Annotated in this window: 16 protein-coding genes; 2 read left to right on the top strand and 14 right to left on the bottom strand. The window is 62.5% G+C overall.

The genetic code is table 11. The features are described from left to right. Positions 1 to 38: 38 nt before the first annotated feature. The 10 genes from G9U53_RS12790 to G9U53_RS12745 are packed head-to-tail and all read right to left on the bottom strand — an operon-like array spanning position 39 to position 10,444. Entirely contained in the window at positions 39 to 1,166 is a 1,128-nt protein-coding gene (locus tag G9U53_RS12790) for an acyl-CoA dehydrogenase family protein (RefSeq protein WP_058038231.1), read from the bottom strand. Between the two features lies 1 nt (position 1,167). Continuing rightward, positions 1,168 to 2,373, bottom strand: a complete 1,206-nt coding sequence (locus G9U53_RS12785; RefSeq protein WP_058038230.1) for an acyl-CoA dehydrogenase family protein — start codon at positions 2,371 to 2,373, stop codon at positions 1,168 to 1,170. Between the two features lie 17 nt (positions 2,374 to 2,390). Then, positions 2,391 to 4,601, bottom strand: coding sequence for an acyl-CoA dehydrogenase (locus G9U53_RS12780; protein WP_058038229.1), 2,211 nt, complete (start codon positions 4,599 to 4,601; stop codon positions 2,391 to 2,393). A gap of 27 nt (positions 4,602 to 4,628) precedes the next feature. Further along, positions 4,629 to 5,759: a steroid 3-ketoacyl-CoA thiolase gene (locus G9U53_RS12775; RefSeq protein ID WP_007731522.1), complete on the bottom strand. Its 1,131-nt coding sequence runs from the start codon at positions 5,757 to 5,759 to the stop codon at positions 4,629 to 4,631. After that, positions 5,756 to 6,610, bottom strand: coding sequence for an SDR family NAD(P)-dependent oxidoreductase (locus tag G9U53_RS12770; protein ID WP_042447783.1), 855 nt, complete (start codon positions 6,608 to 6,610; stop codon positions 5,756 to 5,758). Before G9U53_RS12770 ends, G9U53_RS12775 begins: the two co-directional genes overlap by 4 nt. A gap of 1 nt (position 6,611) precedes the next feature. Next, positions 6,612 to 7,820 carry a DegT/DnrJ/EryC1/StrS aminotransferase family protein gene (locus G9U53_RS12765; RefSeq protein ID WP_047271586.1) on the bottom strand — a complete coding sequence of 403 codons (1,209 nt, stop codon included), beginning with the start codon at positions 7,818 to 7,820 and terminating at the stop codon, positions 6,612 to 6,614. Positions 7,821 to 7,852: 32 nt separating this feature from the next. Further along, entirely contained in the window at positions 7,853 to 9,034 is a 1,182-nt protein-coding gene (locus G9U53_RS12760) for a lipid-transfer protein (protein WP_042447777.1), read from the bottom strand. Continuing rightward, the gene (locus G9U53_RS12755) at positions 9,031 to 9,444 is read right to left on the bottom strand and encodes a hypothetical protein (protein WP_054781276.1); all 414 of its coding nucleotides are present in this window, start codon (positions 9,442 to 9,444) and stop codon (positions 9,031 to 9,033) included. Before G9U53_RS12755 ends, G9U53_RS12760 begins: the two co-directional genes overlap by 4 nt. Beyond that, the gene (locus G9U53_RS12750; RefSeq protein ID WP_054781277.1) at positions 9,441 to 9,869 is read right to left on the bottom strand and encodes an OB-fold domain-containing protein; all 429 of its coding nucleotides are present in this window, start codon (positions 9,867 to 9,869) and stop codon (positions 9,441 to 9,443) included. Before G9U53_RS12750 ends, G9U53_RS12755 begins: the two co-directional genes overlap by 4 nt. Continuing rightward, positions 9,866 to 10,444 (bottom strand): MaoC family dehydratase N-terminal domain-containing protein, encoded by a 579-nt coding sequence (locus G9U53_RS12745; RefSeq protein ID WP_063315206.1) that lies wholly within the window; start codon positions 10,442 to 10,444, stop codon positions 9,866 to 9,868. The genes G9U53_RS12750 and G9U53_RS12745 overlap by 4 nt, the downstream gene beginning before the upstream one ends. A gap of 65 nt (positions 10,445 to 10,509) precedes the next feature. On the opposite strand from G9U53_RS12745, the gene G9U53_RS12740 reads away from it, so the two are divergent. After that, positions 10,510 to 11,223 (top strand): TetR/AcrR family transcriptional regulator, encoded by a 714-nt coding sequence (locus tag G9U53_RS12740; RefSeq protein ID WP_172827063.1) that lies wholly within the window; start codon positions 10,510 to 10,512, stop codon positions 11,221 to 11,223. Here the strand turns inward: G9U53_RS12740 and G9U53_RS12735 are convergent. The 4 genes from G9U53_RS12735 to G9U53_RS12720 all read right to left on the bottom strand — a co-directional run bounded on the left by G9U53_RS12735 (position 11,210) and on the right by G9U53_RS12720 (position 14,309). Further along, entirely contained in the window at positions 11,210 to 12,682 is a 1,473-nt protein-coding gene (locus G9U53_RS12735) for an MFS transporter (protein ID WP_007731537.1), read from the bottom strand. The two genes, G9U53_RS12740 and G9U53_RS12735, sit on opposite strands and share 14 nt — an antisense overlap. A gap of 86 nt (positions 12,683 to 12,768) precedes the next feature. Beyond that, positions 12,769 to 13,338 carry a TetR/AcrR family transcriptional regulator gene (locus G9U53_RS12730; RefSeq protein WP_054188608.1) on the bottom strand — a complete coding sequence of 190 codons (570 nt, stop codon included), beginning with the start codon at positions 13,336 to 13,338 and terminating at the stop codon, positions 12,769 to 12,771. Continuing rightward, a complete protein-coding gene (recR, locus tag G9U53_RS12725) occupies positions 13,338 to 13,958 on the bottom strand; it encodes a recombination mediator RecR (protein WP_003943917.1) in 621 nt (206 codons plus the stop codon). The genes G9U53_RS12730 and recR overlap by 1 nt, the downstream gene beginning before the upstream one ends. A 12-nt stretch (positions 13,959 to 13,970) precedes the next feature. After that, the gene (locus G9U53_RS12720; protein WP_003943929.1) at positions 13,971 to 14,309 is read right to left on the bottom strand and encodes a YbaB/EbfC family nucleoid-associated protein; all 339 of its coding nucleotides are present in this window, start codon (positions 14,307 to 14,309) and stop codon (positions 13,971 to 13,973) included. A 109-nt stretch (positions 14,310 to 14,418) separates the two neighbouring features. Here G9U53_RS12720 and G9U53_RS12715 point away from each other — a divergent pair, with 109 nt between their 5' ends. Further along, the gene (locus G9U53_RS12715) at positions 14,419 to 15,219 is read left to right on the top strand and encodes an Rv3717 family N-acetylmuramoyl-L-alanine amidase (protein WP_165638745.1); all 801 of its coding nucleotides are present in this window, start codon (positions 14,419 to 14,421) and stop codon (positions 15,217 to 15,219) included. Positions 15,220 to 15,295: the final 76 nt, after the last annotated feature.

The raw sequence follows: 15,295 nt of genomic DNA, 5'->3' as shown, positions 1-15,295 counted from the left end.
ACGCGCTGCCCGTGACTGGAACCTGTCGTCTCAGATATTCACGCCGACGCCCCGATCTGGGCTCGGATCTCCAACTGATCGGCGAGTTCGGCGCCTATCGCCCCCGCGCTCCCCAAAGTGAAGGCGATCTGCCGTCCCCACAGGAAATAGCGGTGAATCGGATAGTCGACATCCGCGCCGATTCCGCCGTGCATGTGCTGGGTCGCGTGCACCACGCGCAAACCGCCACGCGACGCCCACCATTTGGCGACCAGCGCCGCTGCTTCCGCTTCACTCTCGACTCCGCTGTCCATCAGCCAGGCAGCGCGGTGGGTGGTCAATCTGGTGCTCTCGGTGTCGAGATACGCGTCGGCGGCCCGGACGGCAACTGCCTGGTTGGTCGAGAGTGGACGTCCGAATTGCACTCGATCGGAGGTGTATTTCGCCGTCATCGCCAGCGCTTCCTCGCAGACGCCGGTAGCCAGGGCCGCCAGAGCCACCCGTGCACGTCGTAACGTCCAGTCTCGAACCACCGCGCCGTCTGCGGGAAGTGCGTCAGCTGCAGTAACCGCAACCCCGTCGAACTGCACAGCGCTGTTGCTCTCGCGGTTCGTCACCGCAAGCGGTGTACGCACCAGCGCGTCCCGGTCCGTCGGCACGATCATCACGGTGACACCGCCGTCCGGCATCGTCACCGGAACCACCAGTGCGGCAGCGAACTCGGCGGCCGGTACGGAGTCGACGTGGCCCGACAGAACCCAGCCGTCAGGAGCCGGCTCGGCGCGAACTGCCGTCTCGGCGTTGTAGCCGGTGTCGAAGGCGCCGGTGACGATCACCGAGCCGTCGAGCAGTCCCGGAATCCACGACGCTTTCTGCTCCGTACTGCCGAACTCGGCAATCGGCAGCGCTGCCGTCGAAATCACCGACCAGAGCGGCACCTGGGCGACCCGGCGGCCTTGTTGTTCGAGCACCGCTGCCAGGCCTAGCATTCCGAGTCCCGCTCCCCCGACTTCCTCTGGCAGAGGAATTCCCAGAACGTCGGAGTCGGCGAGGAGCTTCCACAGTTCGGCGTCGAAACCGCCGGCGCCCTCTACTTCCCGCAGGCGGTCCACTCCGGACTTCGCCGAGAAGATCGATTCACTCAGATCCCGCACGGCGGACAAGTTGTCGTCGAATTCGAATTCCATGTCAGCTCTTTTCGTTCTGTGCAGCGGGCCGGCGACGCGCAGCAAGCGCCATGCCCAGACATTTTGCGGCGACGATTTCACGCATCACTTCGTTGGTACCACCGCCGAAGGTGTTGTTCTGGGCGCGTCGACCCAGGTTCTCGACCCGCCCTTCCAGTACCGCTCCGGGTGTGCCGGGGCGCAGTAAGCCCTTGGCGCCCAGCACTTCCTGCAGCATGCCGTACGCACTGACGACGGCTTCGGTACCGAAGATCTTGGCCGCGGCCGAATCCCCGCCGCCCAAGGTGTTGGCGGCGACGTCCGCCACCAGTCGTAGGTTCATCAGGTCGGCAGCACTGAGCAGCGCGTAGACTTCCGCCAATTTCTCACGTACCCAGCCGATGTCGTAGACGTGGCCGTCACCGGCGGGTTCGGTCTTTGCCCATTCGACCACCTCGGCAAAGAGCTCGTTGGCTATACCACCGCGTGCCGCCAGGGCAACACGTTCGTGGTTGAGCTGGTTGGTGATGAGCTTCCACCCTTGATTGAGCTCACCGACGACATTGGTGATCGGCACCCGAACATCTTCGTAATAGGTTGCCGAAGTGCTGATTCCGCCCACGGTGTGAATTTCGGTGACCGAGAACCCCGGCGAATTGGTCGGCACCAGGACCACGGAAATGCCCTGATGCGTAGGCGCGTCGGGATCGGTGCGAACGGCAAGCCAGACCCAGTCGGCAAACACACCGGCGCTGGTGAAGATCTTGTTGCCGTTGATGACAAGCTCGTCACCCTCGATGCGGGCGCGTGTTTCGAGGGCCGCGAGATCGGTGCCCGCATTGGGTTCGGTGTAGCCGATGGCAAAGATCAATTCGCCCGCCAGGATCGGACGTAGGAAGAAGTCCTTCTGAGCTTGCGTCCCGTGCTTGATCAGAGCGGGTCCGACGGTGTTCAGCGTGACCAGCGACAGCGGCGCATTGGCGCGAATCACTTCGTCGTAGAACACGTACAGAGCTTCGGGGTTCTCACCCCGGCCGCCGAATTCCTCCGGCCACCCCAAGCCCAGCCAACCGTCTTTACCCATTCGGCGCAGAATGCGATCGAAGACGGGGCCGCCTTCGGTCTGATCCACGAGAGCACGGCGGTCTTCGTCGTTGATGATCTCCGCGAAGTACGCGCGCAATTCCTTGCGCAGAGTCTTCGACTCCTCCGACAAATCCAAGTACATGGTGAAACTCCTAAGATCTACGAACGCGGCAGGCCGAGTACGCGCTGCGCGATGACGTTGAGTTGAATTTCGACGGTTCCGCCGCCGAACAGAATCGAGGGAAGTCCGATGTGGTCTATCGCGTAATTCGCCGACGGGTCGACAACGGCGGCACGAGGTCCGAGCAGTCGCAACAGATCCCGCGAGCCCTCACGCTGCGCCAGGGCGTTGTACACCTTCGACACGCTGATCTCGGCGCCCGGTTCCTGACCCGCCAGTCGCGCCGACACCCCGCGTAGATTCATCGCGGACAGTGCCAACTCACGAGAGATACTGCGGCCGAGGCCCTCCACTGCGTCTTCGCGAGGGCAGTCGTGGCTCGCGTCGGCGATAACCTGACGGAACAGCCGACTCGAACCGTGGTGCAGCGTGCTGCCCATACTCAGGCGTTCGTTGGACAGCGTTGTCGCAGCAAGCTTCCACCCTTGCCCCGGCTCCGCCACCAGGCAGTCGTCCGGGACGAAGACGTCGTCGAGGAATACCTCGTTGAACTCCGACTTACCGGTGGCTTGTTTCAGCGGACGTACGTCGATACCTTTCGAGGTCATGTCGACCAGGAAGTACGACAGCCCACGATGTTTCGGAGCGTCGGCGTCGGAACGCGCCAGGCATACTCCCCAATCGGCCTCGTGCGCGCCCGAGTTCCACACTTTCTGACCCGACAGGACCCAGCCACCGTCGACCTTGCGCGCTTTCGTGCTCAGACCGGCCAGGTCTGATCCCGCGCCCGGCTCACTGAACAGCTGGCACCAGATGATGTCGGCGCGCAGCGAAGGCTCGACGAACCTGTCCTGCTGCTCGGCGTTGCCGTGTTCGAGAATCGTGGGCAGCACCCATTCCCCGATCACCGTGGACGGTTGAGCCCAACCTCGCATCGCGAATTCGTGTGCGATGACGGCCTGTTCTCTCGGTCCTGCTCCCAGCCCGTACGGCGCCCGATAGTGCGGGGCTACCAGTTTGGCGTCGGCAAATCGGGCGCGTCGAGCGCTCCCCTTGGCCGGCGCCCAACTGGCGCTGGTGGTTCCGTCGTCGGGCAGCAGCGCAACCTCGTCCAGAACCCTGCGAACCTGCTCTCGTAGTTCAGGCAGCATGTCCGGGTCTACAAAGGAGAAATCCCGTTCCGAATCGGCAGACCGGTCTCCCAACGTGTGTGCCCACTTCACCTCGGAACCCGCCACCGCAGCGATACTGATTGCCCGGCGCCAGTACAGATGCGCGTCATGCTCCCAAGTGAATCCGATTCCGCCGAGCAACGTGACACATTCGAGGGCGTTCTCGATGCCGACGGGCAAAGCGGCCAACGCAGCTTGAGCCGAGACAAGTCTCTGCTGATCCTCGCCGTGCTCTTCGGACCGAGCTGCGTCCCACGCTGCGGCACAGGCAATCTCGGAGCGGACCAGCATCATGGCCGCCTTGTGCTGAACTGCCTGGAAGCTTCCGACCGGACGGCCGAACTGCTGCCGGGACTTCACGTAGTCGACCGCGGTGCGTAGCGCCCACCCGGCGATACCGCTCGCCTCCGCAGCCAACACCGTGTTGACGATCAGTTCGACTCGGTGCGCCTGGAGACCCTCGACGATCAGCCCAGCGTCGACCTTGTGATCGGTCAACGTCAGCGTCCCGATCGAGCGTGTCAGATCCACTCCGTCTTCGACCTCCACCGCAGCGGAAGACGACTGCTCGAGCCGGAACCACAACTCGCCGTCTTCGCTGTTCGCTTGCACGAGAACGACATCGGCTCCGGGTAGACCTAGAGCCGGGTCGGCAGAACCGCTCACGGTCCACCCTGCATCGCTGCGAGCCGCGCGCAATCCCACGCCGGTGCAGACTGCTCCGGTTGCGCCGGTGGCCAATTCGATCAGCATTGATTCCGCAGCCGGGCCGGCAGCTTTCGCGAGGATCCCACTGGCGATGACCGTCGGAACGTACGGCCCCGGGTAAAGCGCATCACCCAATTGCTCGACTACCACCGCCAGTTCGGCAAGCCCTGCCCCGTCACCGCCGTACTGCTCCGGCAGGTGCACTGCGTGCAGTCCCTGACGGACCAATCCATCCCACGAGTCCGGCCGATCACCGGCGGCGTACCGCTTGACGTTGCTCCGCGTATCGGCGATTCCACCGAAGCGGTTCGCGAATGCGGCTACCGCTTCCGCCAGGTCACGGTGATCTTCGAGCAGGGGCAGTGCCATGGCAGGTTCCTCAATCTTCGGTTCTTGTCAGATGCGTTCGAGAATCAGGCAGGTTGTTGCGGCGGACGCGCAGATCGCGATCAGTGCGATGGACTTGTCCCGACGCTCCAGTTCGTCGATGACATTGGCCAACAGTCTGATTCCGGTTGCACCGGCCGGGTGGCCCAGCGCGATTGCACCACCGTTGACGTTCAGCAATTCGGGATCGACGCCGTGAACCTGCGCGAACGACATCGGTACCGAAGCAAATGCCTCGTTGACCTCGAACAGGTCGATGTCGTCGATCGTCAGACCGGTGCGGCCGAGCACGATGTTTGCCGCGTCCACGGGACCGTCGAGCATGAACTCGATGTCTCCGCCAATGACGCACTGCGCCAATATCTTTGCCCGCGGCCGCACCCCGAGCATCCTGGCTCGATCCTCGGACATCAGCAGAGCGGCACTCGCACCGTCCGAGACCTGCGAAGACGTTCCAGCGGTGTGCAATCCGCCCTCTTGAACGGTCCGCAGTTTCGCGAGTCCTTCGAGACTCGATTCGCGCAGACCCTGATCCCGATGAACCGGAGCGTCAGAGCCCGGAGCGACCACATCGATGATGTGCGAGTCGAAGCGTCCTGCCTCCCATGCTGCTGCGGCTCGCTGCTGCGAGCGCAGCCCGAAGGAGTCGAGATCCTCGCGGCTGAAACCGCGCTTGACAGCAATCCGATCCGCTGCGGTGTACTGGTCGACGGTATCGAGTGACCACGACTCCGGACGTGGTGTTCCGAGGCCGGTACCCACCTTGTAGGTGAGTGGTGCCCGCGACATCAGTTCCACACCGCACGCCACACCCACGTCGACTGCACCGATGGCAATCTGCCCGGCAATCAACTGCACCGATTGCTGCGCGGTTCCGCACTGCGCGTCGATCGTGGTGCAGCCCGCTTCCAACGGAAGGCCCGCATGCATCCAGGACGTACGCACGATGTTTCCGAACTGCTCACCGAGAGGCGTCACACAGCCGCCGATGACCTGGTCGACCGCGCCAGGATCCACGCCCACCCGATCCAGCACGCCTTTCTGCGCATAACCCAACAGTTCCGCCGCGTGGACTCCGGACAGCCAACCCTCACGCTTGCCGAACGGCGTTCGTGCTGCGTCCACGATGACGGGCTTCATGCCAACTCCTCGGTTCGTAATGCTGGGTTCTCCGGTAATGCTGCGCCGTCCAGACCACGCACGGTCAGGGACCACTCGTCGATCAGGTCCAAGCTGACGCTCGAGCGCGCGGTGAACTCGGTGTCGCAATCACACAGCGCTGTGACCGCTTCCACCATTTCTTCCATAGATTCGACCTGATCCGGCCGGATAGTCTCACCGACCAGGACTCTGGCGCCCTCACTGAGCACCGCTGCCCGCGGTTGAACCGTGTTGACGCGAACCCCCTGGCCGTAGAGTTCCACGCCCATGCCGTTGCTCATCCTGTTGAGCGCTGCTTTGGACGCGCCGTACACGGTCATGGCAGTTCCCGGTTCGACCCACGTGAACGGCGGGCCATGCCACGGCTTGACGGTGCCACTGGACACGTTCACGATCCAGCCGTATCCGTTTGCCACCATCCCCGGCACCACGGCTTGCATCAGATCGAGCGGTGCATGGACATTTGCCTCGAACATCAACCGTCGCCGCCGCAGTGGGTAATCCGAGAGCGGCTGATAGATCGCCGCTGCCGCGTTGTTCACCAGGATGTCGATCGTCCCGCCAAGCTTCTCGATCGCCAGCGGCACAACGGTGTCGCGCTGCTGCTCGTCCGTCAGATCTGCGACAACTATCTCGACTTTGTTTCCGTACTTGGCAATTCGAGCCGCAGTCTCTTCGAGACTGCCCGGCAGGGTTGCGTGTGCACCGAGCGTCCGGGCCACGAGAGCGACGTCAGCGCCTTCCGCTGCCAGCCTCTCTGCGACGCCTGCACCGATTCCGCGGCTGGAACCGGTGACAAGCGCTCGGCGTCCTTCGAAGCGATCGGTCATGCTACTTCCACTTCGCGGCGAAGCGATTGATGCTCTCCGCAATCCGAGCAACTTCGTCGTCACGCAAACCGTGGCTCATGCCGAGTGTCATGCCGCGGGCAAAAACTGCGTCCGCTTCCGGCAAACCTTCGGCCGGCTGGCGAAATTCGATGTTGTTCATCATGGGGTGACGAGTGACGTTGCCGCTCCACACGGTTCGGGTGTCGATGCCGTCGGCCTCGATGGCTTCCTGCAGGTCGCTGCGCGTGAAGGGGGCGTTCTCGTTGATCATCACCGGGTAACACAGCCACGCCGTGTCGAGACCGTCGAGTTCTACCGGCGTCGTGAAGAATTCAGGATGGGCGCCGTATGCCGCCGAGAAGGCCGCAAATGTTGCCTTACGCGTCTTGTAGTTCTGTTCCAGCTTGTCGAGCTGCACGACGCCGTAAGCTGCGCCAAGTTCGGAGGGCTCGAAGTTCCACGACATGAGCTCGAAGATGAAGTCGTTGTCGTAGTCGACGCCGTCGAGTTCTTCACGGAAGACTCGGCCGGACTTGGTACTGCCGAACAGGTTCGGCTCGCTACGACGGCCCCAGCGGCGAAGCAGCAACGCCTTGTCACGGCTGGCTTCGTCGTCGACGCACACCATTCCACCGGTTCCCGCGCACGTGATGATGTGTGCCATCGAGAAACTGGTGACGACGATGTCCGCCCGAGACCCGGTGGGAGTACCGCGGAGCGTGGCGCCGATCGCGTCACACGAATCCTCGATCACTTTGAGTCCATGGCGATCAGCGATATCACGAATGACGTCCCAGTCCGGGCAGTTGCCGGCGAGGTTCGGCATCAGGATGGCACCGGTCTTCTCGGTGACCATTGCCTCGATCTTGGTGACGTCGACGTTGAACGTGTTGGGTTCCACGTCCACGAACACCGGCACCAGACCGGCACGCACGATCGGTGCGATGTCGGTGGAGAACGTCAACGGCGACGTGATGATCTCACTGCCGGCAGGCAGTCCGAGCAGCTCGACTGCCAAGTACAAACCCGAGGATCCCGAGTTGCACATGACGCCGAACTTCTTGCCGGCCAAGGCCGCGATACGTTCTTCCATCTCGAAGACGTTCTTGCCGATGCGCAATCCTTGATGCCCGCTGCGCAAGACGTCGACAACAGCCTGTATTTCTTCCTCGCCGTGGGTGGCCCTGGCGTAGGTGATCCGCTCGCTCATCTTGTTCCTGCTTTCTCGAATAGGCGGCAGATTCAGCGATCTGCCGAGAGGACGAGCGCACTGTGCGGGACGGGAGAGCCGCCGGTCACGAGCACGTTGTCCAGAGTTTTGGTCGGTTGATTGGTGGAGGTGCCGCGGATCAGGCGAACACCTTCGGCAATACCGTTGACGCCGTGGATGTATCCCTCACCGAGTTGACCGCCGTGGGTGTTGATCGGCAGGCGACCGTCCAGCTCGAGATTGCCGTCGGAGATGAAGTCTTTTGCCTCGCCCCGACCGCAGAATCCGTACTCCTCGAGTTGAAGCAGAACCATCGGGGTGAAAGCGTCGTAGAGAATTGCGGCATCGATGTCGTCCGGCCCGATACCGGCCTGGTCCCACAGTTGGCGCGCCACGAGTTCGACTTCCGGCATGCTGTCGATGTCGTCTCGGTAGTAGCTGCTCATCGAAATCTGTTGCGGACCTACACCTTGCGCAGCGCCACTGATGACCGCAGGTTTGTGCGGCAGGTCGCGGGCGCGCTCCGCACTGACGATCACCAGCGCCTGTCCGCCGTCACTTTCCTGGCAGCAGTCGAGCAGGCGGATGGGATCGGCGATCATGCGTGAGTTCTGATGGTCCTCGATAGTGATCGGGCGTTCGTAGAACCAGGCCTTGGGGTTGTTCGCCGCATGCTTGCGTGAGAGGACCGAGATCTGGCCGAAGTCGGCGCTTGTTGCCCCGTACTTGTGCATGTACAGCTTGGCGAGGAAGGCTTCCTGCTGCGCCGGGGTCAGAAGCCCGTACGGGTTGATCCAGTTCCGATACTCCTGGTCCGTCGACGCGTTGTACGCAAAAGGTGGCGGGCCGGCGCCGAATCGGTGACCTGATCTTTCGTTGAAGGCACGGTAGACGACCACAACGTCGGCAACTCCGCTGGAGACGGCAAGCGCTGCTTGTTGAACCGGTGCGCAGGCACCGCCGCCGCCGTGTGGAATTCGACTGAAGAACGTCAATTCCGGGATCCCGAGGGCGCGTGCGACCGCAATCTCAGGATTGTTCTCCATGGTGAACAGCGCAAATCCGTTCACCTCTTCTGCCTCGATGTGAGCGTCGTCGAGTGCGGCGATCACGGATTCGCACGCCAACTGCCATTCGCTGCGGCCGGAGTTCTTGGAGAACTCGGTGGCGCCGATTCCGGCGATGGCTGCTTGCCTCGAAAATCCTCGTGTCATGCGATTACCCTTTCCACCGGTTCGAGAGTCACGTCGGCCGTCACGTGTGTTCCGCGGGCGTTTTTCCCGAGAACCGTCACGGTGAGCGCCCGGCCGTCTGTGGCGGTGACCTTGCCGGTGAATGTCATGGTGTCTCCGGGGAAGTTCGGAACACCAAGCCGTAGTGATGTTTTGACGATCCGTGACGCCGGACCGGACCAGTCGGTGATGTAGCGGTCGATGAGCCCGTTGGTGGTGTTGATACTCATGAAGATGTCGGGAGTTCCGCGATCCCGTGCCTTGCCCGGATCGTGATGCACGTCCTCGAAATCCTGAGAAGAGATCGCGGTGGCGACGATCAGCGTTCGATCCAACGGCAATTCGAGGCTGGGGAGGACCGAACCCACTTCGCAGTCAATCAGTTTCGTCATTGCACCGAACCCCGTCGCCTCAGTTGCGGCAGCATCTCGCCGTGAGCGTGCTCGGAGAAGGTCACTTCGAGTTCCATGCCGAATTCGAGTTCCTCGTGATCGATCCCCGCGATGTCGGCAACCAGACGCGTGCCTTCTTCGAGATCGACGAGTCCGACGGCGAGTGGGTACTCGAAAGCAGGATCCTTCGGGTGATGGATGACCGTGAAGCTGTGCAACGTGCATCGCCGCGTGGATTCGACTGTGTCCCAACTGAACGAGCGGCATTCCGGGCAGGCGGGCGCTGGCGGGTGGCGCAGAGTCTTGCAATCCGCACACCGTTGGATCTCGAGGCGACCCTCTTTGGCCGCGGAGAAGAAGAAATCGTTGTCGTCGGTGACGGTGAGTCTCGGCACCGCGGTGTGGCGGGAGCCAGTCTCGCTCATGCGATTACCTCCTGGGCTTCGGGCTTGGTATCTGTCTGGGCATCTGGTTTGAATCTGAGCAGTCGAAAGCGCTCTTCGACCAGCGTCTTTCCGTCCTGGTCCACGTACTTCTTGAACAGAGTGATGAAGCACCCGTGACCGAGAGCCGTCTGTTTGAACGGCGAGATCGCTTCGATGGTGAAATGCGCGGTGACGTGGTCACCGGGGCTCAGCTCCGCGCAATACTCCTGCTCGACGTTGGTCGCGACAACGGAGGTGTATCCGGCCTCGTCCAACAGCGCCAGCAGTCGTGAATAGGCGAAGTCCTCGGAGACTCCGTCGGCACGAAGTTGCTGGACCTGCCGATAACGTCGGTAACCCGCCATCACCCAGGTCGAGATCATGGCGGGCGGACAGACGACGTCTCGACGACCGGTACTGCGGGCGGCCTCTGCGTCGACGTAGATCGAGTTGCGGTCGTCGTGCGCCTCGACCCAGTTGCGGATCATCGCCTCGTTGACGGCGTAGCGGGCGACGCGGGGTGGTTCTGCCTCTGTGCCGATGAAATTCGGAAACTGCGTCTGCAGGCTCTGCACTGAAATCCTCCGTGAACGAAAGTTGAGCAAGCGCTTGATTTTGAAGCTAGCATAGGAATCCGGAAGTGGAAACACGCGATCTCACCGACGAATTGGTTCGAGCCGGAGCTATCAGGCAGGATTGCGCTACGTTCGACGCCGGCAGCCCGGCACCCCCGAAACCCTGCCCTGAGCAGGACCGACAACCAGTGGAGATTTCAGTGGCATCACCAGATCGTCGGGAGAAGATCCTGGAGAGCTCAGCCGAGCTGTTTGCCAGGAAGGGTGTCGCCACCACGACCGTTCGCGAGATCGGCGACGCCGCCGGTGTGTTCTCGGGCAGCCTCTACCACTACTTCAAGTCGAAGAATGCGATAGTTGCCGAGCTCATGCGCGGCTTCATCACCGACATTCAGCTCCGCTTCGATCAGGTGGAGAAGACGGCAAACGACCCCGAGGAAGTCCTGCGCGGCTTGATCCGCGAGACGCTGGTCGTCATCGAACTACACCCGCACCCGACGGCGATCTACCAGAACGATCGGGCTTATCTTCGCGACAACGATCTCCTGCAATCCGTCGACGGGCCTTCCCGCCAAGTCCGCGAGCATTGGATGAAAGCGATTGCCGAAGGCGTCGATCAGGGAATCTTCCGCAAAGACGTGGCACCGGAAATTTTCTATCGATCGGTACGAGACACCTTGTGGTCGACAACGCATTGGCCGGATCGCCAGAAGTACACCACCGACGAGTTCGCGGATCTGATGATCACGCTCTTCCTCTCGGGATTCAGGGTCGCCTGACCAGATCCGGCAAATCCAGATGTTTCGGGGTTCGTCCCTGCGGCAACAGGATCGACACCGCGAACACGACCACCGCGCAGCCCGCGCACACCAGGTAGGCGACGGAGAATCCGGTCCACGACGTGGAATGTTCCGAACCGCTGATCACGAATGCAGCGAGAATGGTTGCCACCGTCGCACTGCAGATCGTGCTTCCGGACGTCCGCAGAAGTGAGTTCACCCCGTTGGCAGCCGCCAGTCGCTGACGAGGTACGGCAACCAGAATCAGCAGCGAGAGCGTGCTGTACACGATGGCAGTCCCGACCGCTGTGATACCCAGTGCTGCAACCACTCCCCACAGCGGCTTACCGGCAACGGCGTGAATCCCGTACCCGCCGGCGAGGAACACGGCGCCGGTCAACATCGCGGTCCGTGAACCGAAGCGGTCGGTGATACGCACCGCAACCGGTGAGAACAGCACCATCGCGATACTCGCCGGAATCTGGCAGAGCGCTGCCGCGATGATCGACAGGCCGTACCCGGCACCCGGCCCCTTCATCCCCTGCAGCAGTTGTGTGGTGATCAGTGTGTTCCCGAAAAACGCGAACCCGACCAGCAGAGCCGCCAGATGCGGGATCAACACCGCACGTTTCACGAGAGCACGGACGTCGACCAGCGGATTGACGTTGCGCCGCTGTTGAATTACCCAGAGCGTGAACAGCACCGCCGACGCGGCCAGCATGGAGATCACCGCTCCACTGGTCCACCCCCAACTCGACCCCTGAGTGATCGGCACAAGCAGAGCAATCATCGCGGCGCTCAGACCAACCGCCCCGACGCCGTCGAATCTTCCCGACGGATTCGGCTCGGACTCTCGAATGAACAGCACCGCAGCAAGAGTCACGGACAGCCCGATGGCGGTGGTTACCCAGAACAGGACGTGCCAGTTCGAGTACTGCGCGATCATCGCAGAAAACGGTATGCCCAAAGCGGTTCCGACGCCGAGCGTCGAACTCATCATGGCCACTGCGCCGTTGACCTTGTTGCGTGGCAATTCGTCACGGAGCATGGAGATTCCGATGGGGATGACCGCCGACCCGGCTCCCTGCAACGCTCTCGCGAAGATGAGGACAGCGATGTCCGACGACAGCGCACACAACATCGAGCCGAGAGTCATCATCGAGAAAGCAACCAGAAGCATCTTCTTCTTGCCGAACATGTCGGCGAGTCTGCCGAAAATGGGAGTGACCACCGCGCCGACCAGCAACGTGACGGTCACCAGCCAGGACACGGCCGTACGTCCAGCGCCTGTGAAGTGCGGCAACTCCGGCAGCAGTGGAACGATGACCGTCTGCAGAACAGCCTGGAACACTGCGGCGGCGACAACGATGGGGAACAGGAAGCGGGAGCGCGGCTGCGCGAGTCCCGCATCGGAGGTGGTGACTGCAGGCGTGCCCGGCGGACGGTCGAGCGTCGTCACCCCACACCGCCTGTTCTCACTAGGTAAATATCCGTTCACCTACATTAGGTGAACGGATATTTACCTAGCAAGAATTGTGACGCCGCTCACCCGTCGAGCAGCTTTTGCACCAGCGGTGCGTACAGCGCAACCACCTCGTCCTGGGTGCCGGTGGCATGGCCGGCCATCATCCGTCGGCGCATGATCGCCACTCCGACCACCATCGACATCGCCAGTTCCGCGCGCAATCTCGCGTCGCGGCCGGACAGGCGAGCGGCGAGGGTGTCGATCATCTGCGTCGAATAGTTCTCGCGCAGCTTGCGGTTGCTCTCTTCACTGACGCCGCTCATGAACAACAAGCTCATGGACAGCGGCTTGTACGACTCCAACGGCTTGGTGAACAGCGAGACCATGCGCTCGCCGAGCGAGTCGTTCGGGGCATCGAAGACCGTGACCGCCGCTGCCCGGAAGTCGACCAACTCGTCGTACAACTGCTCTTTGGAACCGAAGTACTTGATGATCAGAGGCGCGCTGACGCCTGCGTCTTCGGCGATGTCCTTGAGCGTGATTTCGCGGTACGGCCGAGTCGCGAATGCTTTCCCGGCCGACGCGATGATCTGCGCACGCGTCTGCTCGGACGTACGACGCACCTGCTGACCTTGCTCCGTGCCGCTCATCAAGCGTTCCGCGACAATTCACGACGGCCGGACAATGCCCGACCCAGCGTCAACTCGTCTGCGAATTCGAGATCGCCACCCATCGGAAGACCCGAAGCCAACCGAGACACCGTCAGCCCCGGAATGTCTCGCATCATGCGAACGAGATAGGTAGCTGTCGCCTCACCCTCCGTGTTGGGGTCGGTGGCGATGATGACCTCGGACACGTCGACGCCGTCCTCCTGATTTGCGATGCGAGCCAACAACTCCCGGATACGCAACTGGTCAGGCCCGATCCCCGAGAGCGGATTGAGCGCACCGCCGAGCACGTGATAGCGACCCTTGAACTCACGGGTGCGCTCGACGGCCTGAACGTCCTTCGGTTCCTCCACGACGCAGATCACCGTGCGATCGCGACGTGCGTCGGCGCAGATGCGGCACTTCTCCTGATCGGAGACAGTTCCGCACACCGTGCAGAACTGAACGCCGTCACGGATGCGCTGCAATGCATTTTTCAAACGGTCGATCTCGGGAGGCTCCACGGAGAGCAGGTGAAAAGCGATGCGTTGAGCGCTCTTCGGCCCGACTCCGGGAAGCTTCCCGAGTTCGTCGATCAGATCCTGAACCGGACCTTCGTACACGCGTTCTCGTTTCTAGAAGCCGGGGAGACCGGGAAGGCCTCCGCCGAGTCCGCCGGCCAACGGGCCGAGCTTCTCAGCAGCGACTTCCTGTGCCTTACGCGAAGCGTCCTCGATCGCGCCGATCACCAGATCCTGCAGCGTCTCGACATCTTCGGGGTCGACGACCTTGGGATCGATCTGCAGACCGACAACCTCGCCGGTGCCCTTGACCGTGGCGACAACCAGTCCGCCACCGGCCTGACCGGTCACTTCGGCCTGAGCCATTTCCTGCTGCGCCGCCATCAATTGCTGCTGCATCTGCTGAGCCTGAGCCAACAGAGCAGACATGTCGGGTGCTCCACCTGGTTGCACGAGCGGTCCTTTCTACAGAGTTATCCCCACCAGCGTAGTCGGTGCGCGCTACCGTGAGCGGGTGCGCCGGAACCAGTCAGACACCGTAAAACCGTCAAGAGGGTCAAACATGGCATCTCGTGTGTTCCGCTCCACTGCCCTGATCGCCGTGGTCGGGGCCGGGCTTCTGAGCGCTGCGTGCACGATTCCGACCGAGACTGCCGAGGCCACGACTTCGGTCGAGGTGTCTCCGCTGAGCACTGTCGCCGCTGACGTCCCCGCTGCGCTCACCGGCAATGTCGTCTTCCTCGATCCCGGGCACAGCGGGGCGAACGACGACAGCATCAACACCCAGGTCCCCACGGGCCGCGGCGGCACCAAGAACTGCCAGACCACCGGCACCAACACCGATGCCGGGTTCCCCGAGCACACCTTCAACTGGGAAGTCGCGAGCCTGGTCAAGAGCGAACTCGAAGGCCAAGGCGCCACAGTGGTCCTGAGTCGACCGGACGACATCAGCGTCGGATCTTGCGTCGACGCACGCGCCGAAGCTGCCAATTCCTCCGGCGCCGACGTAGTGGTGAGCATTCACGCGGACGGCGCAGCAGCCGGAGCCGAGGGCTTCCACGTCTGCTACTCCGCGCCCCCGCTGAACGCGGTGCAGGCCGGCCCGTCCGTCACCTTTGCCGAAACCATGCGCGACTCACTCGTCACAGCCGGACTCACCCCGTCGACCTACATCGGTGACGACGGGCTGGCACCACGCGCCGATCTGACGGGACTCAATCTGTCGCAGCGGCCGTCGATTCTGGTCGAACTCGGCAACATGCGAAATGCCGACGAGGCAGCGCGCATGACGAGCCCGGACGGTCAGCAGGAATATGCGTCCGCCGTCACCAGCGGAGTCACGGCCTTCCTCACAACCCCCTGACCTGTCTTCTGTGGAGAAATTCCACTTGTCCACAGGTATGTCGGCACCGCCGAGGTAGCCCGCTCACCTGGATACG

The organism is Rhodococcus sp. D-46 (genome assembly GCF_011290655.1).
GTDB lineage: Bacteria > Actinomycetota > Actinomycetes > Mycobacteriales > Mycobacteriaceae > Rhodococcus_F > Rhodococcus_F qingshengii.
Note: the sequence above shows the minus strand (reverse complement) of the source record. Positions and strands in the feature narration are given on the sequence as shown.